Origin of the sequence: Bradyrhizobium ottawaense (assembly GCF_002278135.3) — a bacterium.
Classification (GTDB): Bacteria; Pseudomonadota; Alphaproteobacteria; order Rhizobiales; family Xanthobacteraceae; genus Bradyrhizobium; species Bradyrhizobium ottawaense.
Genome location: NZ_CP029425.2, coordinates 5,134,934 through 5,160,447, shown reverse-complemented (window position 1 = coordinate 5,160,447; position 25,514 = coordinate 5,134,934). Strand labels below are relative to the sequence as shown.

The window sequence follows — 25,514 nt, the reverse complement described above, 5'->3', positions numbered from 1 at the left end:
TACCGGCCCTTGCCGGCGAGAAATTTGAAATCCTCTTGTCGTCTGAGCGGCTGGCCGATAAGGCGGATCGCAGTTGTATCGTTCATGGCTGGTCGCCTTTCGATACCAGGCTTTCGACGGCGCGGACGATGTTGTGATAGCCGGTGCAGCGGCAGATGTTACCGGCGAGGCCGTGTCGGATATCATGCTCGCTCGGATTGGGCTGATCCCTCAATAGCTGGCGCACGCTCATCACCATGCCCGGCGTGCAGAAGCCGCATTGCAGAGCGTGATGCTCATGGAACGCCGCTTGAACCGGGCTGAGTTTGGCCCCTATCTCGGTCAGGCCCTCGATCGTTGTGATCGACGCACCGTCCGCCATTACGGCCAGTACGGTGCAGGATTTGATTGCCTGCCCCTCGATCTCCACGGTGCAGGCGCCGCACTGTGAAGTATCGCAACCGACATGCGTTCCGGTGAGGCCAAGGTCCTCCCTGATCAGGTGGACCAACAATTTTCGCGCTTCCACGGCGACGGTCTTGCGCGCGCCGTTGATCTCCACGGTCACCAAGTGACGGTTATCGGGTTCGGGCATGCAGTGCTCCTGATTACGGCACGTTGTCTGCCGTACTTCTTTATGAGAGCCGGATGTCGGCAATATCGATTGCGGCCACAACAGCCTCGGTGATAGCGGTGCCGTCGGCTCGTTGATGATAAGCGCGCCGCTTGGTCGCGATCCTGACGCCGTCAAAATCCCGATACTCGGACATGTAGTGCGCCATTGGAATCCTGCCGGTGACGACCGCGCCGTAGTCGACGCGTGAGATCAGGCCGTCACCATCGACGTGAAACATCTGTTCGGGACAATGCGTCGCGACTCCGCCCGGAAACGTCACCTTCAGCCACCACCGCCTCCCGCTTGGTTCGTCCCCCGGCTCGATCTCTTCCGTTTTGAATCCCGGCAACTGGAAGAGGAACGGCGAATTTAGATAGTTCCGGATCGCGTAACCTGAAAAATAGACGAGATGCAGATCATCCCAGGCGGTCCCGACCGTGAGGCCTTCAAAGGCGGCGCGTGGATTTGCCCTGCTCTTGATGGGCTTGCCATTCGAGGTCTCGATGGCGACGGCCTCGGGATGATAGACGCTGCGCCAGTCGGGATTAGTGAACCGCTGATTGCTGACCCGCAGAGCGCCTGTATCGGCTGTAACGTGAACCTGCTTCAGGGCATCGGGCCAACCTTTTCTGGCCCACTGCATTCCGGTGATCGACGCATAGCCTTCGATCGTCCTGGTCGATTTCCAGCGTGTGACACCGTGAGCGTCGAGGACAAGGTCGCGCAGTACGCTCATATCCATTGTCCTCCCATCGTGCATTGATAAACTCTAATAATAAGAGTTACTGGAAGGCAAGTGGATTATTGCATGAAAAATTCCCGGTCTGGCCTTGGATAGCGGGCCGGGCGAGTTTACTCTGGTAATAAGAGTTATTGGAAGTCCACGCAGATGCGCTCGAAGAGTTTTGAGAGAATGTCCGGTGATGAGGTGATGACTTGTCTTCCCGGGGTTCTCAATTGGACGTTGCGAAAATCCCTCCGGCGCTGGCATCCATCCATTCTTTATCGAAGACGGAAGTTCTTCAGTGGAAGTACGAAGTTTGTCGGCGTCGGAGCCAACAACTTCCCAATCTCCACCACGCTTCGAAGCACTCCGTACTTTTGGAGAAAGCCGACATCCTCGATGCCGTGCGACCGGCGAGCGACCAAAGGCCCTCGGCATGCCGCAACTTCGGCAATGTCGACGTCACGATCATCAACAAATCCGACATCGACCAGCGTGCCGTGCTGATCCGCTGTGCCGCTGAGGTGACGGTCTCTATGCGCCGGCACTGACGGTCCCGGTCATCAGGCTCGGCTCTTGCATCGCTAAGGCAGGCTGCCCTTGCACAACAACGGAGATGCCCATTTGTTTGCGTGCTTCCTGCCGTCTCAATGCTTTTCTTAAGTCAAGGTTATTGCAGAGATATCAATACCGACGAGGACAGATTCAGTATTTAGAGTTCCGTCCGGGTTTCTCCTGAACGCACGCCGTTTGGTTGGCATCATAATTCCTTGAATGTCCTTGTACTCGGACATGTAGTGCGCGGCTGGAGCACCACCTGCCACGAGCGTGGTATAATCCAAACGAGAGATGAGCCCGTTTTCATCGACGTGGAATATCTGGTCCGGACAGTGAGTTCCAACCTTCTCGGGAAAAGTGATCTTCAACCGCCGGCGTACCCTGCCTTGGTTGGATACCGGGTCTATTTCTTCCGCTTTGGCACTCTCAGTGACAAACATAAATGGAGTATTCAGATAATTCCAGAGTGCATACCCGGTAAAGTAAGCCAGATGGAGCCTATCCCACGTAGTCTGAAGGGTGTGTCCTTCAAACGCTTTTCTTGGATGTACGCGCTCCTCAATAAGCTTCCCGTCGATTGTCTCTAGCCGAACACGATCCGGCTCGTAGATACTTTGCACGCCTTGTTCGGTAAAGTGCGCATAGCAAGTTCGCTGTTCTTTCGTTTGCGCCTTCAATTGAACATTTTTGAAGACACCGTCCCATCCCTTTCTAGTCCAGTGCGAACCATGCATTGAAAGGTTCACATCGATCGCGTTGAATTTTCGCCATCGTTCAAGAGTTCCGTGAGACTCAAGCACCAGATCTAAAAGAGCAGTCATGTTTCCTCCGGTTGGCTCTATTAGAATTAGGACCATTGCTTTCCATATCGGACTAGTCGCAGTTTCAGGCGCCCTAGAGTTCAGGGCACCTGACCGTTGATTATCCATTAGTTGGGTTTCAGAAGGACTTTCCCGCCTTTTTGCGCATGCGCCATGGCCTGAGTTGCCTGCTCGAGCGAATAAACGCCGGCGACCGGAACGTGCAGTTTGCCTTCGGCGATCAGTCGCTCGGCTGTCCGCGTATGAGCCGCAAGCTTTTCGTGTGCATCTCGAAAGCGCGGATATCCCAGCCAAAACCCTTCCAGGGTCACCTGCTTGAAAATAATGATCAGAGGACTCATGGCCGCGGGCTTTCCGCTGATGCCGCCATAGGCGACCATCTTGGCGTTCGACGTTAGGCAAGACGCAACCGAGTGCGAGGAGTCGCCACCCACGCCGTCGATGCCCAGCTTGATTTTAGCCTTGCCGGTCGCCGCTGCGACCTGCTTCGCAACGTCCGGTCCATCGACAAGGACGATGTCAGCTCCGGCTGACTTGAGCTCATGCACGAGTTCGGATCTGCGCACGAGGCTTACCGAGCGCAGTCCGAACTCCCGTGCAAACGCAATGACGCTGCGCCCCACACCGGAATTGCCGGCGTTCTGGATGATCCAGTCGTCCTTGCCGAGTTCGACATACTCGGTTAAGAGCAATGCCGCAGTCAGCGGATTGATCCGAAGCATTGAGAGCTGTTGGGGATCGGCTTGCTCAGACAAGACGATGAGTTCGGCGGCCGCGACCGTTATGGCCTGCCTCCACACGGGAAGTCCGGTCGGAATGGCGACACGATTGCCAGTCTTTACATTTTTAACCGAGTCTCCAACGGCGATAACGCGGCCAATAGCTTCGTTACCGAGCGGCGCCGGCGGCTGTGGCCTGATCCCATACCTGCCACGGATCATCAGAAGTTCAGCGGGACCGATCGCTGAGTATTCGACTGCGACCGTGGCTTCATTTGCTGCGGGCGGTGGGGGTGGATCGCTTTCGACAACTTCAACCACCTCTGTGGGATTGCCAAACTTCGACATTTGCAAAAACTTCATTGTTCCTCCGCGAGAGCCGTATGGCTTATTCGGCCAATTGATCTCATGGGTTTGCTGACGGCTCGACACAAAACCATGCTAAGTTTGTATAATGAACTGACGGAAATGATGGTGCTTGGGTCGTCAACTCTAATAATAAGAGTGACTGGAACACAAGTGAATTCTTGCATGAAATCCTGGTCGGGCCCTTGGATAGCGGGCCAGGCGAGTTTACTCTGGTAATAAGAGTTATTCGGAGGTCCACGCAGATGCGCTCGAAGAGTTTTGAGGGAATGGCTTGTTCGACCGCCGGGGTGCTCGATGCCGTCGGCGATCGCTGGGCAGTTCTGATCTTGCGCGACCTGTCGCTGGGTTTGAGCAAATACGAGGATTTGAGAAAGTCGACTGATGTTACCCATGCCACCTTGTCGGACCGCCTCAAGCACCTTGAGGAAAATGAACTGATCGAGCGGCGGCAGTATCAGTCGGGTCCCGATCGTTACGAGTACCTCCTGACCCGAAAGGGCAGGGACGTCATCCTCGTCGTTCAGGCGCTTGCCCAGGTCGGGGACAAATGGGGAATTACCGGGGACGCCGGCCCCCCTCTCAAGTTCATCAACAAGAACAGCGGACGCAAGGTGAAGCTGGCGTTCGTGGATGAGAAGTCAGGGGAGGTGGTCCGCATGAGGGATGTTCGGCCTCAGGCCGGTCCGGGCGCCGACGATCTGGTGAGGTGGCGACTGACCAAGTTCGATCAACGATGATTTCTTTCCCACTGCATGGGAAAAGCGCGACGATGTATGTGGGGGCCTTTCCGGGCTACAGCCTTCAGGACGGGAACTGAGGTCAATTCTAGTTGGAATTGACTTTCCCGAGGATCGACTTCTTGGTTCGGGGTGTTCGCACCGGCGAAAACGCCAACCGATATCTTGTCCAAAGTGACTGCTGACATTGAGCGGGTTCTGTAGAGCCCGAGCGTACGAAAAAGCTTCAAAGTGACAGGAGCGGAAGTAGGTACACGGTGCGGTCCGGATTCCGGATTATTCATGAACCATGAAAATGAAAAGTGGGACGACGTAACAAGAGCTCTGGCGCGGCAATCATAGAGTAGACGGCGCAAGTCACCTGACTGGCCGATGTCGATGTTCTCTGCCACAAGTGGCGAGCAGGGCATGTCCACACGCGATTGGATGCGAGGGCTTCGGCGGTTGGCAGGCCGAGTTCGGGCTCCCTCACTGCCGCCGGTCAAAGTCGTTTTCAGGGGCGCTGTCTGGCCTGATCGATTGTTCGGGCCCGATGTGCGGGCGAGCGGAGGGTCATTGCCGTCGCTTCCGCATCGTTGATTCGGCCTGTTGAGGCGGGCCGGAGATCGTTGTGACGCGACTGGGGAGAGCATATTGCGTTCGGAATAAGCGCTCCAGAGGCCGTGCATCTTTCCTAAAGATGCTCCGACCAGGAGTCAGTGATCCATGGCTCGAGCCGTTCGGGCTGCAAGTCCAGCCCCGTCCCAGAGGCTTCCGGTATCGCGAGCATGCCATGCCGGCTGACGGACGGTGTGCCGGCAAGGCGCAGGAGCGGGTTGTCCATCATATCGCACTCCACGAATGGATACGCGGCGCAGGCTCCGCCGCGGCGCGGTTCAAGCACCGCCAACATTTGAAGCGAGGCATGGAAGTTCACAGTCGTGCCAAACACATGGGGCATGATGGGCAGGTCATAGGCTTGAGCGAGCGCCCAAATTTGGCGAAAGCCGCTGTAGCCTCCGCATATCGAAAGATCGGGTTGAAGAATGTCGAAGGTGCCTGCGGCCAGGAAATCGCGAAAAGCACGCAGGCTTCCGAGTGCTTCTCCGCCTGCCGTGGCGACCCTGGTGGCGCGCGCAAAGGATTGATAGCCCGGGAGGTCCTCTGGCTGAACTGGTTCTTCAATCCAGAGCAGGTCGGCATCTTCCATGAACTTGGCCGCGCGGATGGCGGCGGCCGCGGTATAGCTCTGGTTGATATCGACCATGATACCGACGTCAGGGCCCACCTGCTTGCGAAGCGCGTTTGCCATGATGCCGTCGGCTCGCGGCTCAACGCCGCCTCGGGGCTTGATGGCTTTGAAGTTGAGCGAAAGATACTGATCGACCTCGCGCTGATACTCCCGGTAGGGATCGGGCTGCATGCGCACGAAGGGCCCGCTTGCGTAGGCCAACACCTCGTTGCGGACCGCTCCGCCCATCAGCGCCGCCACGCTGATTCCATGCATTTGCGCAGCAAGATCGTGCAACGCCATGTCGATGGCCGATATCGCCATCATCGCCGCGCCGCGCCGATCATACCCGACCGAGCCGCACATCGATTGAAAATGGCGGCCATACTCGGCGGGCGATTTCCCGAGTATGAGTCCGGCCAGCCGGGCGCGGATAAAAGCGCCGGCGGCGTGCGGGGAGTTGCCTGCCTCTCCCCAGCCGGAAAGCCCGCTATCTGTGCGTATCTGGATAAGCAACGCGTCCCGCTTGCGGAACACGTTGAGTGCGTTTCCCATGGGCTCGGCCAGCGGGAAGCTAAGATTGAAACCATGAATTTCGATAATTTTCATAGCGGATCACTGGGTGCAAACGAGGGCAGGGGTCAGCCCGGCTGAATATTTCCGTTCTCGACGATACGGGCCCATTTGGTGATCTCGTCATCGATGCGTGCTGCAAATTCCGACGGCGAGCTGCCAACGGAAATAAAGCCGAGTTCCGTCATCCTGAGCCGCAATGCCTCACCCTTGAAGGCCTTCCCGGCAACCTCCGCAAGCTTGTCGATGATGACAGGCGGCAGCGCGGCCGGTCCGACCAGGCCGAAGATTGGCGTGGCGTCGACGGCCGGCAAGCCGGCCTCGGCCATCGTGGGGACGTCCGGCAACTGTGCGACGCGGCCGTCTCCTGTAACGGCCAGGGCACGGACCACGCCCTGACGGACCTGCTGTCCAATCGCTGCAACGGTGGCAAACGTCATTTGGACCTGACCGCCAATCAGATCGGTAATGGCCGGTGCTCCGCCTCGATAGGGCACATGAAGAATATCGATCTCGGCGGCTTGTCGCAGTTGCTCTCCGGCCAAATGAATGGCGGTTCCAAGCCCCGCCGAGGCGAAGTTGATCTTGCCCGGCTGAGCTTTGGCGAGCGCGACAAACTCCTGCAGGCTATTGGCAGCCACAGAGGGATGTACGACGAGAACGAGTGGGGAAGCTGCCAGGAGCGAGATCGGCGCAAAGTCGCTCTTGGTGTTGTAGGGAAGCTTAGCGCGAAACAGCCCGGGGTTAATGACAAAGGCGCTATCGATCATTCCGATCGTCTGGCCGTCGGGGGAGGCGGTCGCGACCGCCTGCGTGCCGACCATGCTGGCGCCGCCACCGCGATTATCGACAATGAAGGGCTGGCCCAGGGCACGTTCCATTTCCGATGAAATCAGCCGCGCGATGATGTCCGAGGCACCTCCCGCGGCATAGGGGACGATGATTTTCACGGGTCGTTGCGGGTAAGTCTGCGCCTTGGCTGCTCGCAGCAACGGCGAAGCAGAAAGCGCGGTTGCCAGCCCCGACCCGACGATCGTTCTTCGCGTCAATGAGGACATGGCTCAATCGTTGAATTTGAAACCGGGCAAGGGCTCGCCGACCGGCCCTGGATCGGCAATCGAAGCGCAATTGGACTGCATCGGCTTCCCCGCCAGGGCGGCCTGAACGAATGCAAGCTCGTCAGCATAGGCTGCGTGCACCGTTCCGTTATGGCTCACGCCGGCATAGGTCTTCCAAACCACATGGCTCCTTGCAGCGCAGAGTGCGACAACCGCAGCATATTGGCGCTGTGGTAAGATCGACTTGTCGGCCAGGCCTGTCGCGAGAAAGACCGGTACCGGCATTTGCACCGGGCTCATGTCTATCACGGCGCTGAGACGGTCCGCGATCTCCGGATCCTTCAGGCTGTTTGCCAGAGTGAGGCCATTGTTGCGAACGACCTGAGCAAGCTCCGCGTTACATCCCTCTCGGGCGGCTTGCAGCAGGGGCTTCCCCGGCTCAGTCACGAGGTCGTCCGGCTTCTTTGCATCGTCCCTAAGAGCGCCGCCGATCATCATGAGAAGGCTGAGTTGCGGCGGAACGGTACGTGCAAAACTTGGCTCGCCTGAAGGCTTCTGGTCTGCCGCGGGAAACCGAGAAACGATGCCGGTTGCGATCGATGCCTTGATGTGGAGCTCTGGCGCGTATGAAGGTGCGAGGCGCGTTGCCCCGAGGGAGGCACCGGAGCCCTGCGACTGACCCGTGATGATGATGGTGTTGGCGATCTGACCGTTCCCTTGCTCGAGCGCGGCCCTTGAGGCATCGAGCACCGAGCGTCCTTCTGCCTCCCAGTTCAGATAAGGATGCGGGCCGGGTCCGCCGAGACCTTGATAGTCGGTCGCAACGACGGCGAACCCTTGTTCCAGCCAATTGTTGATGTACTCGCCGTCCCTCGGTCGATGCCTGCTCCAGGACGGGGCACACCTGTCGGAGGCGCCGAGCGTGCCATGCGCCCAGGCAATAAGCGGCCATCCGCCCTGTGGCGCGGCTCGCTTTGGAAGATAAAGCGTGCCGCTAACTGGAATGATGCCGGATCGCCACCTTGCGTCCGTCGAGGTGTACAGGATTCTCTTCGCCGTTGCGGCCGCAACGATCTCAGACTGATCGGGTATGCCCTCCTCGCGTAGCATGACACCTGGCTTCTCCGGCAAAGCACCGCTCCAGCGGTAGAACGGCGACAGATCCTGGTCACCAACGAGCGGTCCCTGAGGTAACGACTCCGCTGCGGCGTGAAGCACGCCCGCATAAGGCGTGGCGTAGAGAGCGAGTACGGCGACGCTCATTCTTGCAAGTGCCTTCATTGCTTTCCTTCCTACGTTTTTTTTGCGCAGCTCCCGAAGCAGCGTTCGTTTGTGACCCATCGCATTCATTTGCTACGGCGCGGTCCTGCCGACGTCGCGAGGTAGGCGTGTTTCCGCACTCGAAAGCCGCGATGGCAGCCAATCGAGAATCCTATTCAACCTGCAGCCCGATCCGACGGATGACATCTCCCCACTTCTCCGATTCCGCGCTCAGCAGCGCAGCCGCTTGATCCGGGCTCGTAGCCCGCGGCTCGAGGCCGACCTTCGCGAACTGAGCCACCGCGTCGGGCTCCTGCAGCACAGCATTGAGTGCCGTGTTGATCTTGCCGATGGTTTCGTCCGACATCGCTGCCGGACCATAGAGCGCGAACCATGTTTCGACTTGATAGTTGGGCAAGCCTGCCTCGGCCGAACTCGGCACGTCCGGCAGCAGCCGCGTACGCTGCTGCGATGGGACGACCAAGGGTCGCAATTTTCCCTCGGCGATGTAGGGCGACGAGTTGCCGACAGCGTCGATCATCACCTGCAGTCTTCCGCCGAGCACATCTGTCAGCGCCGGTCCGTTGCCGCTATAGGGAACATGCAACATCTCGAAGCCGGCCATGTTCTTCAGCAACTCGCCGGCGAGATGCAGGATGACGCCGGTCGCAGACCCGTAGGCGAGCTTGGCTGGGTCGGCTTTGCCGTAGGCGATCAGTTCCTGCAGGCTGTAGACGGGCACGCCGGGATTGACGGAGACCACCAGAGGTCCGGTGCCGATCAACCCCAGCGAACTGAAGTCGTTGATCCCGTCATAGGGGGCGAGCTTACGCAGATGCGGATTCACGGCGTGGGTGGATACGCCACCGAGCAGCAGCGTGTAGCCGTCCGATGCAGACTTTGCGACGAATTGCGATCCAATGATCGCGCCCGCGCCCGGCCGGTTCTCGATGACGATCGACTGCCCCAGCCGTTCGCGCATGCGCTCTGCGATGAAACGCGCGACGACATCGCTGCTCCCGCCGGCCGCGTAGGGCACGATCAGCTTGATGATCCGGTTGGGATAATCGCTCTGCGCGCGGGCAAGCCAGGGAGTTGCAAGCGCGCCGAGCAGGCCAAGGCTAGCCCGCCGCGTCAGCGCTCTCGCCACTGTCATCCTGTCTCTCCCGGGCTTTTGCCGGACGCAAAGCGCGCGGCGATATTTTCCGGCTTTCCAGCATGCCTGCCGTTTCCGGCTTGAGCAGGCCGAAGCCGCCTGCAATCGACCACCACATGTGGTCGGCGCGATGGACGATCAGGCATTCGAGGCTGCGGTGCATCAGGTCGCCCTCGTAGGAATGGCCGAGTGCGATGTGCGCGATTTCCTCGGGCAGCCCCACCGCAATGCAGACGTGAGCGCCGTAGACCGGATGGCGCAGTGCGGGCGAGCCGGCCTGCGACTTGTCCGCGTCCCATCGTCTGCGGTTGGCCGGATCGAACTCCCAGGCCTTGCCGACATCGTGCAGCAGTGCACCCGCCAGAACGATGTCGCAGTCGACGGTGGTTTCGGGAAATTCTTGCGCGAAGTCGTCTGCGATCGCCATCGCGATTCGGGCCACGCTGCGCAGGTGTACCGCCTGGCTGCCCCGCTTCAGTGCGAAGACGCCGGGCGTCGCCTCTCCGGGAATGGCGGTGAGCCGCGGAAAATCCGTTTCGGCCAGGGCATAGGCCCAGGCCTCGATGGCCTTGCGGCGCAGTTCGTCATCACGGATGTGCGCAAGTTCGGGCAGATCCTCGAGCACCGTCGCGCGGAGCGCGTCTGTGATGGGCCGGGGCAGGCGTCGATCAAGGAAATACATGGACAACCATTATTCGTCTCGATCCATGTTGCCGCCGCTCATAACATAGTTTCAAATACCGATTTGATCATAGTTCATGCCCTGGGGTTATATATGGCGATCAGCGTACGCGAGATGGACGTGTTCCGATGCGTGATGCAGTCAGGCTCGGTGACCAGCGCCGCCATCGCCTTGAATATCTCGCAACCGGCGGTCAGCCGGATGCTGCAACAGGCGGAGGAACGTCTCGGTTTCAGGCTGTTCGTGCGCCAGAAGAAGCGACTGAAACCGACGAGCGAGGCGCAGAGCCTTTTCGCAGAGGTTATGAACGTGTTCGCGGCGATCGAGCACACCCAACGGCTGGCGCTTGAGCTTCGCGACGGTCGGGCGGGGCTCCTGACGGTTGCGACCGTGACCGGCTTCGGTCACACCATTGTGCCGCAAGCGGTCCGGCGCTTTCGCGCCGAACGGCCGGACGTCTCGGTTGTCATTCAAACGATGACAGGGCCGGAGGTCGTCACCCGCGTCGCCCAAGGGCGAGCTGATCTCGGCCTGACCGTCGGCCCGATCGGTGATCCGTCCCTTGAGAGCACTATTCTCTGCACGACGAACCTCGGCTGCGTGCTGCCGGTCGGCCACCGGCTTTCAGCTAAAGATGCATTGAGTGCGCCCGATCTTGCGGACGAGCCGGTGATCTGTCCTGGTCCGCATTTGTCGATCGGGGCTGCAATCGTTATTGCCTTTGCCGAGGCGAATCTACGCTTACGCATCGCCGTGGAGGCGTCGCAGTCGAATATCGCCTGCGAGCTGGTCCGTGCCGGTGCTGGCATCGCGATCCTGGACGGGCTCGGGCTGCTCGGTGCCAGAACCAATGATCTCGTCACGCGTCCGTTCGCGCCAAGCCTGCAAAGTGTCGCGCGGTTGCTGAAAGGAACAAAACGGCCGGCTTCTCGTCTCGTGGAAGAGTTTTCCGGCGTGGTGCAGAGGGTTACGGCTGACAGCGGTTTGAGATGAGCGTTCGCATCCTCGGTTCTTGATCGAACCCGCGGCGCATTATACTGACGCGGCCAATCGCGCAAAGCGGGTGCGGTGAGCCAAGGCGGACCCGTACTGGTTTGCAACCGCAAGCGCTTTGCGCACGAACAGACCGATATCACATTCGTCGGCCCAGCCGATCGCCCCATGCATTTGCAAGGCTTCCCGCGTCATTGGGAGGGCTGTGTCGCTTGCTCTTGCTTTGGCCCGCGAGACCGCCAGGATGCGCGTCATCGGGTCGGAGTTTCGCTTTGCTTCAATTGACTCACCCTCGATGCTGACCCGGGTCAGGGCAAGTTGGATCATCAGGGCGGCTGCCCGATGCTGCAAGGCCTGGTACGCCGCAGGCGGCTGGCCGACTGCTGCCTTTGTTTGAGGTAATCGAGGGTGATCTCGAAGGCTCGCTGTGCGAGCCCGAGCAGGTACGCGGCAGTGGCCAGGGCAGCTTCATCAAGCGCCTGCATCAGTCCGTCCTTCACGTTCCTGACACCACGCGGCCGTGACCCACGGGAATTTGAACAGCCGCAACTGTCGTTCCGTCCTGTTGCAGGTGTGGAAGGATAGACAGTTCGTTCGGATTGAACAGCAGGAGATGAATACCACCTTTTTGGGCGACCGGGACGAGGTAGAGCTCCGCGGCCCCGGTCATAGGAGCGAATAGCCTGGAGTGTGCAATCCCGTCGCTCAGCCCCGGTCCGTCCGGCACTTCTTGCCAAGCGAGCGCCAGCAAGTGTCGCCTGCGGTGACTCGCTCCAGCAGCCGATGTTCGTTAGTGAGAGCCAGCGCCTGAGCTGCCAGGCTCCCGGCGATCAGGGATTCGGGAACGGGCCCCCGGCCGAGCTCCTCGTGTAGAGCGACGCTCTGTGCGCGCGAGCACAAAAGCCCAGTTCGCGTCCGATCCCAGCGTGATCCAGGTCTTTTGCCCATTGAGCACCCGATGGTCCCAGTGATCGCTGGCGGCGAGGCGCAACGAGGCGAGATCCGATCCGGCGCCGGCTCGGAATATGCCTGCGCCCAGACGTGCTCTCCGGACAGAATTCGCGGCAGGAAAAACCTCTTCTGTTCGTCGCTCCCATTTTGGATCAGCAGCGGGCTAAGTATGACGAGACCCTGATCGTTGACGCGCCCCGCGCCGAAACGCTCCATTTCCTCGATCATGATGAGCTGGCGCGTGCCCGACAGCCCCATGCCGCCATGCTCACGTGGCCAACTCGGCGCCAATCCAGCCCTTTGCCGACAACCGCATGAACCATTCGCGGTTCTCGCGCCAGAACAGGCGCCGCGAGGGATAGCGGACCATCCCGGGCGGATAATTGGCCTCGATCCAGTCGCGCAGCTCGAGCCGGAAGGCCTCGTCGCTCAGGGCTTCGAGGCGATCCAGCTCTCGCGCCTTCGTATCCTGCGGCATGATCTCACCGGCCCTTGAAGACCGGCTTTCGCTTTTCGCGGAACGCCGCCAGCGCCTCCTTGGTGTCCTCGGTTTCCGCCAAAGCGGCGGTCTGGCCCTGCTCATAACGATAACCGTCGCGGAGCGGCATTTCCTCGGTAAGGCCGAACGAGCGTTTCGCGGCAATCACGGCGAGCGGAACCTTGTCGGCAATGGTCCGTGCAATGGAGCTGGCTTCTTCGAGCAGCTTCGCCCTCGGCGCGCACAGGGATGCAGCGTTCATTCGCAGCAGCTCCGGTCCGTAGACGCGCTTGGCCGTGTAGATCATCAGGCGTGCATCGGAAGGGCTGAAGGCGCGCAGCACGTGACGGACGCCGCCGGCAAGACCGTAGTCGACCTCGGTCATGGACAAGAACGCCTCCTCGGCGACGACGAGGATGTCGCACACGAGCGCAAGGACGCAGCCCGCGCCGATCGCGGCGCCGTTGACCGCGGCAATCACCGGCTTCGGACATTCAAGCACGCAATCAAAAGACGCACGAACCAGCCGGTTGTGCCGCGAGTACCCGCCGGGCTCGGCCAGGATTCCGGGGCGCTCGGAAAGATCCGCACCTGCGGAAAATGTCTTGCCGTCGCCCGTCAGGACGATTGCGCGGACGTCAACGTCAGCACCGAGCACGTCAAAGACGCGAATGCATTCCTCGCGGAAACGACGGTCCTGCGCATTCACCGGTGGCGCGGTGATCGTGACGGTCGCAACATGAGCCTCGACCGCGATACGAAAACGCTCGATATCTTCTAACCCTCTCATGCTTTTTCCTCCTCATTGAAGTCGTAGAGTTTGGCCGGGTTCGCGACCAGGATGCGCCGGATGAGCTCGTCGTCTTGGACCCAATCCTGAGCGACGTCGGCGAGATATCCGGCGTCCGGCGTGGGCTGGATGCGGACATAGGGCCAGTCGGAGCCCCACACGAGCCGGTGCGGGGCGCGCTCGACAAGGCGATCGTGAAGGGGCCGGATGCGCGCGTAGTCCGATCCGCCGGCAGAGAGCCGGCAGATCACCAGCTTCATCCACAGCGCGCCGTCCGCGAGCAGATCGACAATCCCGGCAAAGGCCGGCTCGTCCGGACCTTCGCGCGGATCCGGGCACCCCATGTGGTCGATCACGAGCGGCACGCCGAGCCGGAGCAATCCGGGCAGATGCTCCGCGAGCTGAGATGCGTTGGCCCAGAGCTGGGCGTTCAGGCCGATCTCGCGCATGCGCGGCGCGAGGGCATGAAGCGCCGCAAAGCCGACGCTGCCGGGATAGCGTTCGCCGGACGGCGTGCGCATTTCGGTGAAGCGCAATCCAACGATGCCGCCCGTGCGCCAGCGCGCGAGTGTCGCACCGTCGATGGATTCGTCCGCTACCGCGATCACGCTGAACGCACACCGATTGCCGCTGCCCGAGGGCATCGTCGAACTACCATCGGAAAGCGATCTCGTCATCCTTCCACCGGGGCGGCTTGGAGCGGCGGCGTGAGCGGCGGATCGGTCATGACCATCCGGCCTTAGCGTTGCGCTGCCTCTCTTTTCGAACCACAACGACCTGAAGGAAACAGCAGCGAGGGGAATGCCTAGTTTGAGATAGTCGTTGAGAAAAAAGGCGACCTTGTCGAGAAGCGAATAAGCCGACCGGAATGCCAACTTTGTCTTCTCGATCGAAAGTGAATAGCCAGGGTCATCTAGGGTGTCGTGGAGCTTGGTGTCCCTGTCTGAAAAATGCGGGGCATCATCGGTGATGCCCTCAAAGAGCAGCCATCTTGCTGATGCAAATTCCTGCTTCATTTGATTGAAGAAGGCAATCAAAGTCGGGCCGTCGTCCAACGGCGTTCGATAGGATGGAAGTGAGAGCGCGTCCGTTGCCGCTATATCGCTATTTCCCAGATCATTGAGGGGATTGAGGAATAAGATATGGTCGAGAGCCCAACGCCGATAGCCGCGTTCCTTGCGTGACCGGCCGAGCCCATAGCCGTCAAGCTTTAAATCTGTTGCGAGGCGCTTCACATCGATCAGTTTGGCGATGCGTGCGCGAAGATCGACGAAAAAATCGCGCGCGCCGTCGGGCGCGCTCCCCCAGTCTGCTCCTCTTGCCAGCGCTGCGGATAGACTTTGATGGGCTCGGTAGAGGAAGACAGTCTGATGACCGGGGTCGTAATGGGCGCGGGCATAATTGTACCAAGCGTAGCCACGGTTCGCGAGCGCCATGGCAAACTTCGGGTGCGCGTGGATGGCGCGCGTCCAATATTCGCCTGCTTCGACGAGACGACCAGCACTGTTAAGCTGATTGCCCAAGTTGGTGAATATCTGGGATCGTTCGACCGGTTGAAGTTCCGTAAGGCCTTCGACCTGTGCAGCGCGGCGCAAGCTTAGAAGCTGGCTTCGCAGCTCGGGTTGTTCCCAAATCCAGGCGTAATCCTCGGCGTTGTATTTTCGTTTGCGGGCGTCGTCCCACGCGTTCGCCCGATAGAACTCGAGCAAACTACGTTGACCCGGAGTTAGCGGGCAGCCTTGAATACTGTCGCACCACTGTAAAGCAAGTTCGGTGCCTTCAGGGCAATCCAGTTGGCTCGACAAATCGACAAGAAGCGCGGTTCGTTGCAGGGCCTCTTCGATGGAAATGGCCGTGATGTCTTTGATTGCCAGTAGCTTGCTGAGATAGACTTTGTGACCCTGCGTCATGGCTGCTTCGGGGGTAGCTCCGGCAAGGCCTCTGCAAACGCCTGCATTTCCAAGAACAATTCGTAACCTGGTTTGTGCCAGAAGGTCATCGAGGAAAGGGGCTGCCCGTCCATGTCCGCCGATATCGTGATCGTGCGCCAAGTTAGCGGTAGTTTGTTGCGAACTCTGTCGAGCTTCAAGCGGAAGTTATGAGAGACTGCGTTGCGAATAATCGACGCGATGGGGTGCCAATCTTGGGACCGCATCTCGTCGCGTAACTGCCGCGTCGGCATGGAGTTCTGGTAATCTTGGCAGTAGTCGTCCAGAAGCTCGTAGGGTGCCCGAATGAGCGTATGGAGATGCGTTACCAGCACCTCCGATGACAAGCGCTCGCGCCCGAGCGCGTCGGAGAGCGGACCCGACAAATCAGTGAAATTAACGTAACGGTCTTCGACCTTCATCGAAAGTTTCGAAGCGAGGTCCGCGGCATTTGGTTGATAGCGTTCGACATCGCGAATATAATGGCTGCATAGTAATGCTAGCCGGTAGGAGCGCTCTTCGCGCTCGAAAGTCGCTAATATTTCTGATTTGCTAAAGCGCATTTCAAAACCGTTGAGCTAGCTGCGTTATCTTCCTTTTCGGCGCCGCGCATAATGTCGACGAGCTGATCATCGGGCAGGGGCTTTTGCAGATCCCCCGCTTCGTGCCAGGGGGCGCGCATCCACTCGTCATGCTCTTCGGTGCTGTGGGGGGACATGATATTCAGTCGTCGAAACCAAAGTCGTCGGCGTTGATCTTGAATGAGCGCGGCTTCACTGACTGGCCAGGCAATCCGAGCCGAACGTCGACTTTAAGTTTCTTGGGCGAGCGAAGGTCGCCTTGCTTGTCGAAAGTGAACGTGCCGTCCAGCATGTAGTCGGTCGCTTTGTTGAGCCCGCGCTTCAAACCCATCAGATAGTAGGACTGCGCGAGCTTGCGGGGATCGCGCACGTCTTTCAGCAACTGGTCAAAATCGGCACGCGGGCTCCGCGTGTGCTTCACGGCCTGCCCGAGCCTTTTCCCAAGGCGATTGCTCGCGCCCCTCAGGGCCTTTGAAGCTCCTCTTGCATCCGACATGTGGCCTCCTCGATTTACGTGCCGCTTGCAATTTGGAACCAGAGATCGGCACGGTCAAACCACATTCCGAGGGAAATTTCATCAATGGACTCAATATCAAAACGGAGCGGTTGACTTCAGCTTCGTTAAGGAAGTTCTATCTTTGTTTCTTTGGTCGGGGTTTTCGCCCATGTCCGCTGTAGTGGGTCACTTCTCGCGTTATCGGCTTCTTGCTGAGTTGGCTGCGGCGGTCCGGTACGCTTGGTCGCCTCGTCGCCGATGTCTGCCGCCGCTGTGAAGCGACCGGCCGGACGTCCCTACAAATAGCCGTCCAGCAAACGAACCGCTTACGTGGTTAAAGCGGTCATCTCCCATTACTTTCAGCGTTAAGCCGTAGAATGGTCCCAGCAACAGAGCTGGAGGATCATGAAGAGTTACGGACAATGGCTTTTGGTGCAACATCGTGCTGGACTTCCAACGAATGTCTCGCCGCCTGCGGGGGGAGTCCTACGACGTGTGGTTCAAGCGCATCCGTGGCCTCGGCGAAGCGGCCCCTCTGGCTGGGAACAGAACGGCCTCACGCTGTCGCGAACGCGGCCCCACTACGCCGCATCGGTCCGGCCATCGCCGGTTCGCGGAACTGCCAGGCCGGCGCTCGGGTAGGGCGCCTAGAGAAGCTTCTGCTGCCACAGCACGCAGATTTCTTGGAAGTCGGCTGCGTACTTTGCCTTGATGGCTGCGATCTTGGCCTCAGTCTCTTTTTGGAGGACGCCGTAGTTGCTCATGTTGAGATAGATCACAAGCTTGCACTTCTTGCCATAACCCTTGTTCTTCTTGCGCTTGATGGCTTTCTCGAGCTGAACCGGAATGTCCAGGGCGCGGCGTCTCCAGTCTTCTGCATTGCCGTCGAGGGGCTGCGCACCTTCCTTGTATTCGTCTCCCCGCTTTCGCCCTTCCTCCATCACTTCCGTGACTTCGATGTTGACCGGCTCTTTCGGCGTCCCGATGAAGCCATCGGGCCATTGGTCATTAGCGGAAGCGAGCCGAACCTGTTCGGTTGCCCGGTAGCGCGTAAACGTCTCAAGGGTCATGGCATCGCGAAGGAATTGTGTTTCATTGCGATTGAACAGCGCTTCGCTGTCGACCGCATCGGCGAGCGCGTCGATCTTGGCCTTGAATTGCTCCGGCGTTTGCCACGCCTCCAATGCCTTCCGGCCTTCTGCAAGCTTGACGAGATCCAGCTCAGGCATGCGTGGATTACTCCGGCTGTTTCTCACGCTTAAGCCGTCTTGGCACTCTACCTTCCTCGGCTTTGAGCGCTGTGAACTCCGTTAGCGTGTTGCCCTTGAAGATGTAGAACCAAAAAACAGCGGTCCACTAACAAAATTCGCGATGGCGGCATTTCGCAGGTTTTCGCCCCAGTCATGCGCGCCCCATTCTTGATTAAGAATAGCCCAGGCACGCCACCAGACAAAAAGCATGGCCATGGTAACCAGGGTGAAGCCGAGCATTTCAATTCGCTCGGCCCGCAACGCGATTTCTTTATCTGCGTCCCGGTATTTCCGATGAATCGCGCGAAGAATGATCCAGTCCAAGCCGCGATCACAACGCCGGCCACTGCAAGCGCTGCGCCGCCCAACCACAATAGTGGGTACCGATCTGACCCCACAGATAGATGAGACAGGTGACATGCCGCCCATAAAAACGAGACCGAGATGGCGTTCCCAGCCATGTGCGATGTTCGCGGTCCCGGGGGGCACCGGGGATAAGTCATCGATTGGCGCAAAAATACCTACAACCCTCACTAAAATGCCGCCCAATATCCAAAAGCCAAGCAACGAAGCAAGAGTACTGGCTGTCACCTCAACGAGGCCCATTACACCCAAAGCTGCTGCTCCCCATGCCACAGCGCCTAAGCAAGGATGGCAGCTTAGCAGCTCTGCGACCGGCTACAATCCCGGCGTGTGGATTGCAGCATTCACCGACTTGGAAGGTCAGGCGTGCAAATCTCAATGCGGGGAGCGGTCGAGGTTATCGATCGGCCTCGTGCGCGTTATCGTCTTTTAAGGTGCCGCATTTGCGCCTTGCCGTCATGTCACGCCAAGGCAATGACGGACATGAGCGCGCGCAACCGCGATATTTTCCAACGTCGCAAATCCGATGAAACCTATGCCGCGATCCGCAAGGCCTATGGCATCTCCACGCCGCGGGTGCGCGATATCATCCGCCGCGAAGAGGGTCGCCTCCAGCGTGAAGCGGAACTAAGACGAGCGGCCAGCTTGCCGCAACAGCCAAACTATCTGCATCTGCCCCCCTCGGCTGCGGACCTCGCTGGCGAAGGCTTGCGGCAAGGAAGAGTTCAGCCCGCAGGATGCCGCCCTGTTCATGCTGCGCTCGCCAGGATTTCGTGGGCGGGATTGGCGCGAGCTGTGTGCATGGATCGAGGCCGCAGGGCTATCGCTGAAGACCCCTCGCCGGACGTTTGATCTGTAGTCAACTCTTTTTCAGAGGAAGGTTACTCTATCGGGCTGCTGTTGGGCGTGCTGAAATAGCGGGATCAGCCCGCATGGCGCTTTTCAAGCAAAGACAATGACCATTAGTGAAGCAAATACCTCTGACACCCGTCCGGCTGGTTCATGGTGGATATGGATTTGCTGGCTCGAGCGCGAAGGCGGAGGGGGCTTCGTGTACGGCTGTGCCGCGCGCGTCTCTCGGCCGGCGGGATGGAGCAACGATCACGGGATTCCGCTCGCTGACGTCGGCCATGTGCGCATAGCCCAGCGCACGGTAGGAAACGGAACCTTCCAGCTTTTTGAAGATGCGCTTCACGCCGGCATCATCGATCTCGGCTCGCTACTGGGACAGCTCCCGTTTCAGGTTAAGGTCGCCGCGACAAGATTAGTTATTCAAGAGGCACTCGGCCAATCGGCCGTTCGCGGCCGTCTTTTCTATACTCTTCCCAGCCTAAAGGCGCTTTTGGGCGATGCCGAGAGGGCACTCGAAGCCGTGCTCACTATTCTGAATGAGGAATTCAATTTTCCATTCAAGGACAAGTATGCGGCGCGTCTCGGCAATTTCGAGATCTTCGAACTCAACTCCTGGCTCGAGCGCTCACCGCCCTTTTTGATCGAGAGCGCCCGCGAGACCGCAAGAGATCTTGGTGGCCCGCAAACCATCGACATCTGCCGGACACCGGAATTCGCCAAGACTTCGCACCGCGCCCATGTGGTCGGGCGCGCGGCTGGCGACATCGTTTTCGACCGCCTGATCGCCTTACCGGAAGACAAACGCCGCGTTTCCGTCCCTGCTTCAGAGCCGCTTGACCAAATCGAGTTCCGACTGTTCGACGAGACTGGAGACACTCTTCTCCATTTCGAGCGCGGCAACTTTGTGAACCGCGTGGGCTTCGTCATGATGCCGCTCGGCCGACAGATGACGATCGTGGACGATCTCACCCAGCGTGTCGTTGGCGCGGGGCGTGCATTGGTTTCCAAGGCTTCTACCGTCATTTCGCATTCCTCCCATCGATCCATGGTCGGTGGCCCTGCCAAAGGCTCATGGCGACACTTTGCGGACGAGATGTCGAGCCTGGTTGCGGCGCAGCTGCCGAAACCTAGCGAAGATCGATGGTTCGAGCGCGGGGTCGAGGGGGAAGTAGGGGCTATCGCGCATCTCAATAGCCTTCTCAACGGTGGCCGAATACGTGCGGCCGTGCTTGTTGATCCTTGGTTCGGGGCGGATGCACTCGTGCGCTTTGCGCTTCGGCTCGGCAGCCAGGACATTCATCTCTCAATCATCACGAGCTGGGCCACCGTCGACCCCGATACCAATGTCGCACTCGACCCAGTACGCGATCCAACGGAGAAGCTCGAGGCCGCGCTTCGCCAAATCGAGCCGTTCTTGAATCCGCGGTTGTCGATCGTCAATCTCATCGATGGAAAGCAACAGGCGTTCCATGACCGTTATCTGCTCCTCTACCCGCACGAGGGGCCTGATAAGGTGTTCCTGCTGTCGAACAGCATCAACAGGATCGCAGGAAATTGGCCATTTTCCATGAGCCTCTTCTCGCCTGACGTCGGTCGTGAGATTCAGCGTTACATCGAGGGGCTCTGCGACGGTCGTGATACAGCCAGGAACAGGACACTTACCACAAGCTTCCGGTGGCCAGCCAATGCCAGCTAACCTGCCGACTTTGCAGGAATTGCCAAGCGTCCGATCGGCGTTGAAGTGGTTACTTTCACCCAACCGCAACGCGACTGATCGCACGGTCCTTATTCATGCGCGCCTATGCCGGTTAATCCACGTAGAGCGCGGTGGCCACTGGAGGGCCGACGGCGCGTTGGTCACGCGGCTGGCCAAAATGGCACTCAGGCGACTGCCGAGGGACCCGCATGAGCTTGGTGACGTGCTACATGGCTTGGGTGAAATCGCGGCCCGATCGCATATCGCCCTCGAAGAGCCGCTGATCCGTTCCCTGCGCTTGCTAGGTAGGCGCGTAGCTCTGGAAAAGATCCTTGGCGCGGCATTCGCAAGGGATGCGAAACTCCGTCATCCAGTGCAGTTCAACACGATTGCCATGGCCCAATGGCTTTCCCGCGCGGATTTTAGTTGGGGTACGTTCGATGAGGCGGTCAACCGTCTGGAGCACGGGGACGGTCTTCACGATGGACGTTACGGCCTGACATTTTCGGTCCGGATTGTTTTGGCGCTTGATCCTCGCGTTATTGACCATTGGATCAAGTCGCATCCTAATCAACCTGGCTTGGCTGCGATTGGAAGCGCGGCGATTTGGATGGCTTTGCCGTTCGACGGCGAAGCGATGATTGCGCCGCTGTTGCGGAGCAGGAATGCTGCGATTTGTTGTATTGGCGCCGCCGCCGTCGTGTTTCCTCCGGGGTTGCGGGAGCCACCAAGCTTCCAGGATTGCATGCAACGGCTGGGAGAAGGCGGCATCGAGGCGAGTGATACTGTCTGGATGACGGGGATGTGGATCAAGCGCGCCGTTCACGAGCGTAACTGGTTGGAGGATCGAGGCAAGGGAGAAGTCGCACGCCTGCGATACGTTGAGCAGAATCCCCAGGCGGCGGTCGGTGGTCCTCACAATGCAGATGCTGAAGTGAGTATGCTGCGGGCGAGAACGGAGCATGGCGCGCAGCGGCATGAGAGTGTGCTCGTCGAGATCGAAAAAATGCTCTCCGATCTCGCGCATGCTTGGCCTCGCGAAGGTCTTTCTGAGGGCCAGATGGCGGCTCTGGAAAACATTTTTGCCGGAACGGCCGAAATGCGTCACCGCCTTGCTGAGAAGCTTTCCCATCAAGCAAGCCGCAACAGTCTGCTTAAGAAGAACATCGACCAGTTGAAGGAATTCATAGGCCTCAAGATGGAGCCGGGCGAGATTTCGATCGAGCACTTCGATCCGGACGAACGCACATTCGATGCGCTTTCCACGTGGGCGGCGCGGTCTCTCATCCTGCTTTACGCAGATGACAAGCGCGGCGCGGGGAAGCGCACAAGTGATCTCGTGAAAGGGGTTGCTGATGCCGCGACTGCGTTGGTCGTGCAGCCTTTCATTGCAGGGCGCAAGCCGCAGGCGTGGCAAGCCATCATGGCGCGCGCCGCGTGCGCTGGCCGCTTTGCCTTCACCGTTGTTGACAATATGCCCGAGGGAGAGCGGGACAAGGTCGCGGGCTTGAATGAACTGGCGCTGTCGTTTGCTTTCACCCTCCTCACGGCGAGAAGTACTCCCAACGATACTCTTTACTTCGCCTTGACGGCCCAATCCGTCCAGCAGATGGGCCATCTACCCATTCCCGACGCTAAGCGAGAAGCTTGGGGATTGGCGGAAGATTTGCCTGATTTCGCCCGCGCGCTTGCACTTTGGTCCTCGCCCCCGCTCGTGAGCAAGCATGAAGTACTTGCCTCGGAATTGTTTCGGCGCGTGGCAACGTTGCCTTTGTCGAGCAGGGGCCAAACCCTCCAGATGTGCCAGATGCTTTCCCTTCTTGACCTGGCGACCGCCTCCAGCGCGTCCCCTGAAAGGGAGCATTTGCTAAGCGTTATCGCTGCGCTTTGGAAGGGCGCATACCAGGATTGGGAGCCGATCGCGCCGCGTTGGGCCGCGATCGCCGAGATGCTTGGGAAAGCGGTTTTGACGGACGGACCGGAACGCGCTCAGTTGCGCGCGGATCCGTCGTTCGCCCATTCCTATTGCCGTCGACTTATTGATCGTCCGGCAGGGACCGATGATCGAGCGACATAAAGTTGATGCGATTGGTCGGCCAGCCGACACCGTGCGCCTCGTATGCGCGCTGCCCGACAGCCAGCCGAGGGCGACCGGCGACATCGAGTTTATTGGTTAGTTACCCAATATCTTCACGACCGCGAGCGCGCTTCGCCGCAGCTTTGCGTTTCCAAGTCGGTTGAATGCGGACGTAACCTCAATCGGCTCGCGAAGCTCCGAATGCGAGGTAACGCCGGTCTCGGTAGCACCAAAAAACCACTGAATATCCGTCCGTATCGCGCGGGCGATCTGCGCCAGCGTGGAAGGCGGAACGGGGTTCTCGCCCTTTTCATATTTTTGAACCTGCTGGAAACTGAGATCCAGGAGTGCGCCGAGTTTCTGCTGAGTCCAGCTCAAGGCGATACGGCGCGCTCTTATGCGCTCGCCAATGATTTTATCGATCGCTCCTGTCTTAGGACGCATAGTTTCGTGGTGCTTCATGTGCCCAGTACCGCGCGTTCACGCGAAGAAAGCAAGTGGTTCCTCCGCCCGAGCTCGGCAAGTCGCGTTCGTTGAAGCGGTTCTTAGCTCTTTTGAACAGTTCAGCCTCGGTCATCAGGCCTCCGGTCCAAATTGGAAGCCTGCCAGAAGCGCTGCAGGAACTCGGTTTCTTCGCGTCCGCATGCGGCGCGCATGGCACAGCCTTCGCAAGTTCGCGCCGATCATCTTGTCGAGTTGTTCAAGCTGCGAGCGCGGCATATTCTCGGTCTGTTGGCTACGCATCGCCGCTCGCAAAACGCCAAACGTTCTCGGCGAAGAGGAAGCCCGGAAGGGCATGCAGGAGAAGGCTGAACAAGGCATATGGCCTTCGTCGGCTGCTATTGGCTACCGCAACGTTGTAGGGCCTGACGGCCGCAAGACCATTGAGCCTGATCCTGTCCTTGGACCGATTGTTGCGCAGTTGTTTGGCTGGTATGCCGCTGGCGGCGTCTCTCTTGAGGAATTGACCGTGAAGGCGCGCGGCGCTGGCCTCGTCAATCGCCTCAGCGGTTCTACTGTCGGAAAGAGCCGGATACACCATATTCTTCGAAACCGCGTCTATAGCGGCGACTTCGTTTGGAAAGAGCGCGTCTACAAGGGCAAGCATACGCCGCTTGTGTCGCATGAGCTCGGGGCGCGCGTTCAGGAAATGTTGGATGATCGGAACGCATCGAAAGTGAGGGGCTCAAAGCGGGAGTTTGCGTTCACTGGACTGATAAAGTGCGGGCATTGCGGCTGCGCCCTGGTGGCTGCCGCCGGTTGACAGCCAACTCGAACATCATTCCGACAAACGCAAATTCTGTAGTGATCTCAGCAAGCAAAAAGGCTGCAAATTGTCGGAACGCCTCTTGAAGACGCTCCGGAAATTCGAAGACTTCCAATCTGAGTATCGCCGAATGTCGCTCCGTCTCAATTTGAGGGAGCTTACGCCAACATCTTTATAAATTCTTCCATTGACGGCTGCTGTGCGTATTGCAGCTTGAGAAGATCTTCAACCTTGAGATTGGTATAGCGCTGGAGCTGCCGCCAATCTTTGTGGCCGGTGACCAGTGCCACCTTTTCGATTGGAAGTCCCGCTTCGAACAGACGGCTCGTTCCCTCGTGTCGCAGATCGTGAAAGTGCAGGTCTTCGATCTTGAGTTCATCGCATGCCCGGGTGAATGCCGCACTTACGGATCTATGGTTATGGGGAAAGACCCGCCCATAGCCTCGAGTAACAATTCGCTGCTGCAGCACGACCTCCCACGCATCATAGCCCGTTAGATTGAGCAAAGGCACTTTCTGGTCATTTCCATCTTTATTCCTCGGGTCCTTTCTATCCTGAATGACCACCAGCCTCTTTTTCATGTCAACCAGCGGCCACTCGGGCTTGCAGATCTCTTCCTGGCGCAATGTCGTTGCGATGGCAAATCTGACGATGCGCCCCATCGGTATGAACTGCCGACGGTTCGTCTCAAAGTATTCAATTAGCTCGTCGAGTTCGTCTCGCGTGGGCCGTCGGTCACGCTCCTTGCTCTTTCCGACCAAATTGAGGTGGCTCAACGCGACGCGCGCGAGGCGGGCTTCCTCGGCTGAAACCTCGATGCCATGCACAGCGGCGGCGTGCGTTATGATCGTACGGATGAAAGACATATCGATCGCCAACGTCGCTGGACCCGCGCCTTGCTTGGCGCGCTTTCTTCCGAACTCGATCAGACGCTCTCGATTGAGAGCGGGCAGCTTCACACTGCCGAGCTCAGCCTTAAGCGATGCCATAACGGCGGCCTTTGACCGGCGAGGGGGCTTTCCAACCTCGTGCATGTCTTCGTCGTGTAGATCAACCAGATCGCCAAATGTGCGAACGTTCCGCACAACGCGTGGTTTGGGCGATCCATTACGGTCAATGTTACGCTCCATTTCGAGCGCCCATTCTTCGCCGTCCTTGCGCCGCCGGAAAGTCTCGGCCACATAACGGTTCTTGCGGCGGACTTGGACGCGCCAGTTTCCCGATCCCAATTGAGTGAAGGTCGCCACGCGTGTGCACTCCGGCTTTCGTGTGCACTATGTGTGCACCGGGAGGTCAAAACGGGTACAAACGTGTGCAATTTCGGCTAGTT

Annotated in this window: 29 protein-coding genes and 1 pseudogene; 7 read left to right on the top strand and 23 right to left on the bottom strand. The window is 59.0% G+C overall.

The features are described 5' to 3' along the window. Nucleotides 1-82: 82 nt before the first annotated feature. Complete coding sequence (locus tag CIT37_RS24875) at nucleotides 83-574, bottom strand: (2Fe-2S)-binding protein (protein WP_095425831.1); 492 nt, start codon at nucleotides 572-574, stop codon at nucleotides 83-85. A 40-nt stretch (nucleotides 575-614) separates the two neighbouring features. After that, nucleotides 615-1,331 (bottom strand): hypothetical protein, encoded by a 717-nt coding sequence (locus CIT37_RS24870; protein WP_095425951.1) that lies wholly within the window; start codon nucleotides 1,329-1,331, stop codon nucleotides 615-617. Between the two features lie 221 nt (nucleotides 1,332-1,552). On the opposite strand from CIT37_RS24870, the gene CIT37_RS24865 reads away from it, so the two are divergent. Further along, the gene (locus tag CIT37_RS24865; RefSeq protein ID WP_152036355.1) at nucleotides 1,553-1,870 is read left to right on the top strand and encodes a hypothetical protein; all 318 of its coding nucleotides are present in this window, start codon (nucleotides 1,553-1,555) and stop codon (nucleotides 1,868-1,870) included. 108 nt (nucleotides 1,871-1,978) lie between these two features. Here the strand turns inward: CIT37_RS24865 and CIT37_RS24860 are convergent, their stop codons facing one another. Both CIT37_RS24860 and CIT37_RS24855 read right to left on the bottom strand, forming a co-directional pair. Then, a complete protein-coding gene (locus CIT37_RS24860; protein WP_095425832.1) occupies nucleotides 1,979-2,698 on the bottom strand; it encodes a hypothetical protein in 720 nt (239 codons plus the stop codon). Between the two features lie 107 nt (nucleotides 2,699-2,805). Further along, entirely contained in the window at nucleotides 2,806-3,780 is a 975-nt protein-coding gene (locus tag CIT37_RS24855) for a zinc-dependent alcohol dehydrogenase family protein (protein ID WP_095425833.1), read from the bottom strand. 248 nt (nucleotides 3,781-4,028) lie between these two features. On the opposite strand from CIT37_RS24855, the gene CIT37_RS24850 reads away from it, so the two are divergent. Further along, the gene (locus CIT37_RS24850) at nucleotides 4,029-4,523 is read left to right on the top strand and encodes a winged helix-turn-helix transcriptional regulator (protein WP_095425834.1); all 495 of its coding nucleotides are present in this window, start codon (nucleotides 4,029-4,031) and stop codon (nucleotides 4,521-4,523) included. 673 nt (nucleotides 4,524-5,196) lie between these two features. On the opposite strand, the gene CIT37_RS24845 is transcribed toward CIT37_RS24850, so the two are convergent. The 5 genes from CIT37_RS24845 to CIT37_RS24825 all read right to left on the bottom strand — a co-directional run bounded on the left by CIT37_RS24845 (nucleotide 5,197) and on the right by CIT37_RS24825 (nucleotide 10,462). Next, a complete protein-coding gene (locus tag CIT37_RS24845; RefSeq protein ID WP_095425835.1) occupies nucleotides 5,197-6,342 on the bottom strand; it encodes a mandelate racemase/muconate lactonizing enzyme family protein in 1,146 nt (381 codons plus the stop codon). A gap of 32 nt (nucleotides 6,343-6,374) precedes the next feature. After that, nucleotides 6,375-7,364, bottom strand: coding sequence for a Bug family tripartite tricarboxylate transporter substrate binding protein (locus CIT37_RS24840; protein ID WP_095425836.1), 990 nt, complete (start codon nucleotides 7,362-7,364; stop codon nucleotides 6,375-6,377). A gap of 3 nt (nucleotides 7,365-7,367) precedes the next feature. Then, nucleotides 7,368-8,645 (bottom strand): lipase family protein, encoded by a 1,278-nt coding sequence (locus tag CIT37_RS24835; RefSeq protein WP_095425837.1) that lies wholly within the window; start codon nucleotides 8,643-8,645, stop codon nucleotides 7,368-7,370. 151 nt (nucleotides 8,646-8,796) lie between these two features. Further along, nucleotides 8,797-9,780: a Bug family tripartite tricarboxylate transporter substrate binding protein gene (locus tag CIT37_RS24830; RefSeq protein ID WP_095425838.1), complete on the bottom strand. Its 984-nt coding sequence runs from the start codon at nucleotides 9,778-9,780 to the stop codon at nucleotides 8,797-8,799. Then, nucleotides 9,746-10,462, bottom strand: a complete 717-nt coding sequence (locus CIT37_RS24825; protein ID WP_095425839.1) for an HD domain-containing protein — start codon at nucleotides 10,460-10,462, stop codon at nucleotides 9,746-9,748. Before CIT37_RS24825 ends, CIT37_RS24830 begins: the two co-directional genes overlap by 35 nt. A gap of 93 nt (nucleotides 10,463-10,555) precedes the next feature. Here CIT37_RS24825 and CIT37_RS24820 point away from each other — a divergent pair, with 93 nt between their 5' ends. Next, nucleotides 10,556-11,455 (top strand): LysR substrate-binding domain-containing protein, encoded by a 900-nt coding sequence (locus CIT37_RS24820; RefSeq protein WP_095425840.1) that lies wholly within the window; start codon nucleotides 10,556-10,558, stop codon nucleotides 11,453-11,455. Between the two features lie 39 nt (nucleotides 11,456-11,494). Here CIT37_RS24820 and CIT37_RS24815 read toward each other — a convergent pair whose 3' ends face one another. The 12 genes and pseudogenes from CIT37_RS24815 to CIT37_RS24770 all read right to left on the bottom strand — a co-directional run bounded on the left by CIT37_RS24815 (nucleotide 11,495) and on the right by CIT37_RS24770 (nucleotide 18,253). Next, a complete protein-coding gene (locus tag CIT37_RS24815) occupies nucleotides 11,495-11,806 on the bottom strand; it encodes an acyl-CoA dehydrogenase family protein (protein WP_095425841.1) in 312 nt (103 codons plus the stop codon). Beyond that, a complete protein-coding gene (locus CIT37_RS24810) occupies nucleotides 11,782-11,940 on the bottom strand; it encodes an acyl-CoA dehydrogenase family protein (RefSeq protein ID WP_210210275.1) in 159 nt (52 codons plus the stop codon). Before CIT37_RS24810 ends, CIT37_RS24815 begins: the two co-directional genes overlap by 25 nt. 305 nt (nucleotides 11,941-12,245) lie before the next feature. Continuing rightward, complete coding sequence (locus tag CIT37_RS40215; protein ID WP_414645290.1) at nucleotides 12,246-12,410, bottom strand: acyl-CoA dehydrogenase middle domain-containing protein; 165 nt, start codon at nucleotides 12,408-12,410, stop codon at nucleotides 12,246-12,248. A gap of 149 nt (nucleotides 12,411-12,559) precedes the next feature. After that, nucleotides 12,560-12,664 (bottom strand): annotated as a pseudogene (locus tag CIT37_RS40210) (hypothetical protein); the annotation flags it as partial. A gap of 10 nt (nucleotides 12,665-12,674) precedes the next feature. Next, on the bottom strand, nucleotides 12,675-12,884 hold the full coding sequence (locus CIT37_RS24805; protein ID WP_095425843.1) for a hypothetical protein: 210 nt from the start codon (nucleotides 12,882-12,884) through the stop codon (nucleotides 12,675-12,677). A 4-nt stretch (nucleotides 12,885-12,888) separates the two neighbouring features. Further along, nucleotides 12,889-13,674, bottom strand: coding sequence for an enoyl-CoA hydratase/isomerase family protein (locus CIT37_RS24800; protein ID WP_095425844.1), 786 nt, complete (start codon nucleotides 13,672-13,674; stop codon nucleotides 12,889-12,891). Continuing rightward, nucleotides 13,671-15,584 carry an LA2681 family HEPN domain-containing protein gene (locus tag CIT37_RS24795; protein ID WP_095425845.1) on the bottom strand — a complete coding sequence of 638 codons (1,914 nt, stop codon included), beginning with the start codon at nucleotides 15,582-15,584 and terminating at the stop codon, nucleotides 13,671-13,673. Before CIT37_RS24795 ends, CIT37_RS24800 begins: the two co-directional genes overlap by 4 nt. After that, nucleotides 15,581-16,024 carry a hypothetical protein gene (locus CIT37_RS24790; RefSeq protein WP_095425846.1) on the bottom strand — a complete coding sequence of 148 codons (444 nt, stop codon included), beginning with the start codon at nucleotides 16,022-16,024 and terminating at the stop codon, nucleotides 15,581-15,583. The genes CIT37_RS24795 and CIT37_RS24790 overlap by 4 nt, the downstream gene beginning before the upstream one ends. A gap of 113 nt (nucleotides 16,025-16,137) precedes the next feature. Beyond that, nucleotides 16,138-16,320, bottom strand: a complete 183-nt coding sequence (locus CIT37_RS24785) for a hypothetical protein (RefSeq protein WP_095425847.1) — start codon at nucleotides 16,318-16,320, stop codon at nucleotides 16,138-16,140. A gap of 5 nt (nucleotides 16,321-16,325) precedes the next feature. Then, complete coding sequence (locus CIT37_RS24780; protein ID WP_152036353.1) at nucleotides 16,326-16,679, bottom strand: hypothetical protein; 354 nt, start codon at nucleotides 16,677-16,679, stop codon at nucleotides 16,326-16,328. Between the two features lie 647 nt (nucleotides 16,680-17,326). Continuing rightward, nucleotides 17,327-17,908, bottom strand: a complete 582-nt coding sequence (locus CIT37_RS24775; protein WP_095425849.1) for a hypothetical protein — start codon at nucleotides 17,906-17,908, stop codon at nucleotides 17,327-17,329. An 81-nt stretch (nucleotides 17,909-17,989) separates the two neighbouring features. Beyond that, a complete protein-coding gene (locus tag CIT37_RS24770) occupies nucleotides 17,990-18,253 on the bottom strand; it encodes a hypothetical protein (RefSeq protein ID WP_152036352.1) in 264 nt (87 codons plus the stop codon). A gap of 522 nt (nucleotides 18,254-18,775) precedes the next feature. Here CIT37_RS24770 and CIT37_RS24765 point away from each other — a divergent pair. From CIT37_RS24765 to CIT37_RS24755, 3 genes are all read left to right on the top strand, one after another. Beyond that, nucleotides 18,776-19,144 (top strand): hypothetical protein, encoded by a 369-nt coding sequence (locus tag CIT37_RS24765; protein ID WP_152036351.1) that lies wholly within the window; start codon nucleotides 18,776-18,778, stop codon nucleotides 19,142-19,144. 103 nt (nucleotides 19,145-19,247) lie between these two features. Further along, nucleotides 19,248-20,840, top strand: coding sequence for a VPA1262 family N-terminal domain-containing protein (locus CIT37_RS24760; RefSeq protein ID WP_152036350.1), 1,593 nt, complete (start codon nucleotides 19,248-19,250; stop codon nucleotides 20,838-20,840). Further along, nucleotides 20,830-22,917, top strand: coding sequence for a hypothetical protein (locus CIT37_RS24755; RefSeq protein WP_152036349.1), 2,088 nt, complete (start codon nucleotides 20,830-20,832; stop codon nucleotides 22,915-22,917). The genes CIT37_RS24760 and CIT37_RS24755 overlap by 11 nt, the downstream gene beginning before the upstream one ends. 96 nt (nucleotides 22,918-23,013) lie before the next feature. Here CIT37_RS24755 and CIT37_RS24750 read toward each other — a convergent pair whose 3' ends face one another. Continuing rightward, nucleotides 23,014-23,379 (bottom strand): helix-turn-helix domain-containing protein, encoded by a 366-nt coding sequence (locus CIT37_RS24750; protein WP_244611271.1) that lies wholly within the window; start codon nucleotides 23,377-23,379, stop codon nucleotides 23,014-23,016. Nucleotides 23,380-23,713: 334 nt separating this feature from the next. Here CIT37_RS24750 and CIT37_RS24745 point away from each other — a divergent pair, with 334 nt between their 5' ends. Beyond that, nucleotides 23,714-24,181: a recombinase family protein gene (locus CIT37_RS24745; RefSeq protein WP_161966473.1), complete on the top strand. Its 468-nt coding sequence runs from the start codon at nucleotides 23,714-23,716 to the stop codon at nucleotides 24,179-24,181. A 161-nt stretch (nucleotides 24,182-24,342) separates the two neighbouring features. On the opposite strand, the gene CIT37_RS24740 is transcribed toward CIT37_RS24745, so the two are convergent. After that, nucleotides 24,343-25,431: a site-specific integrase gene (locus CIT37_RS24740; protein WP_095425854.1), complete on the bottom strand. Its 1,089-nt coding sequence runs from the start codon at nucleotides 25,429-25,431 to the stop codon at nucleotides 24,343-24,345. Nucleotides 25,432-25,514 lie beyond the last annotated feature (83 nt).

Coding starts and splice junctions, on each gene's coding strand:
- CIT37_RS24875 (WP_095425831.1), bottom strand. CDS start 574: ATGCCCGAACCCGATAACCGTCACTTGGTGACCGTGGAGATCAACGGC.
- CIT37_RS24870 (WP_095425951.1), bottom strand. CDS start 1,331: ATGAGCGTACTGCGCGACCTTGTCCTCGACGCTCACGGTGTCACACGC.
- CIT37_RS24860 (WP_095425832.1), bottom strand. CDS start 2,698: ATGACTGCTCTTTTAGATCTGGTGCTTGAGTCTCACGGAACTCTTGAA.
- CIT37_RS24855 (WP_095425833.1), bottom strand. CDS start 3,780: ATGAAGTTTTTGCAAATGTCGAAGTTTGGCAATCCCACAGAGGTGGTT.
- CIT37_RS24850 (WP_095425834.1), top strand. CDS start 4,029: ATGCGCTCGAAGAGTTTTGAGGGAATGGCTTGTTCGACCGCCGGGGTG.
- CIT37_RS24845 (WP_095425835.1), bottom strand. CDS start 6,342: ATGAAAATTATCGAAATTCATGGTTTCAATCTTAGCTTCCCGCTGGCC.
- CIT37_RS24840 (WP_095425836.1), bottom strand. CDS start 7,364: ATGTCCTCATTGACGCGAAGAACGATCGTCGGGTCGGGGCTGGCAACC.
- CIT37_RS24835 (WP_095425837.1), bottom strand. CDS start 8,645: ATGAAGGCACTTGCAAGAATGAGCGTCGCCGTACTCGCTCTCTACGCC.
- CIT37_RS24830 (WP_095425838.1), bottom strand. CDS start 9,780: ATGACAGTGGCGAGAGCGCTGACGCGGCGGGCTAGCCTTGGCCTGCTC.
- CIT37_RS24825 (WP_095425839.1), bottom strand. CDS start 10,462: ATGTATTTCCTTGATCGACGCCTGCCCCGGCCCATCACAGACGCGCTC.
- CIT37_RS24820 (WP_095425840.1), top strand. CDS start 10,556: ATGGCGATCAGCGTACGCGAGATGGACGTGTTCCGATGCGTGATGCAG.
- CIT37_RS24810 (WP_210210275.1), bottom strand. CDS start 11,940: ATGCAGGCGCTTGATGAAGCTGCCCTGGCCACTGCCGCGTACCTGCTC.
- CIT37_RS24805 (WP_095425843.1), bottom strand. CDS start 12,884: ATGCCGCAGGATACGAAGGCGCGAGAGCTGGATCGCCTCGAAGCCCTG.
- CIT37_RS24800 (WP_095425844.1), bottom strand. CDS start 13,674: ATGAGAGGGTTAGAAGATATCGAGCGTTTTCGTATCGCGGTCGAGGCT.
- CIT37_RS24795 (WP_095425845.1), bottom strand. CDS start 15,584: ATGACGCAGGGTCACAAAGTCTATCTCAGCAAGCTACTGGCAATCAAA.
- CIT37_RS24790 (WP_095425846.1), bottom strand. CDS start 16,024: ATGAAGGTCGAAGACCGTTACGTTAATTTCACTGATTTGTCGGGTCCG.
- CIT37_RS24785 (WP_095425847.1), bottom strand. CDS start 16,320: ATGTCCCCCCACAGCACCGAAGAGCATGACGAGTGGATGCGCGCCCCC.
- CIT37_RS24780 (WP_152036353.1), bottom strand. CDS start 16,679: ATGTCGGATGCAAGAGGAGCTTCAAAGGCCCTGAGGGGCGCGAGCAAT.
- CIT37_RS24775 (WP_095425849.1), bottom strand. CDS start 17,908: ATGCCTGAGCTGGATCTCGTCAAGCTTGCAGAAGGCCGGAAGGCATTG.
- CIT37_RS24765 (WP_152036351.1), top strand. CDS start 18,776: ATGAGCGCGCGCAACCGCGATATTTTCCAACGTCGCAAATCCGATGAA.
- CIT37_RS24760 (WP_152036350.1), top strand. CDS start 19,248: ATGACCATTAGTGAAGCAAATACCTCTGACACCCGTCCGGCTGGTTCA.
- CIT37_RS24755 (WP_152036349.1), top strand. CDS start 20,830: ATGCCAGCTAACCTGCCGACTTTGCAGGAATTGCCAAGCGTCCGATCG.
- CIT37_RS24750 (WP_244611271.1), bottom strand. CDS start 23,379: ATGAAGCACCACGAAACTATGCGTCCTAAGACAGGAGCGATCGATAAA.
- CIT37_RS24745 (WP_161966473.1), top strand. CDS start 23,714: ATGCAGGAGAAGGCTGAACAAGGCATATGGCCTTCGTCGGCTGCTATT.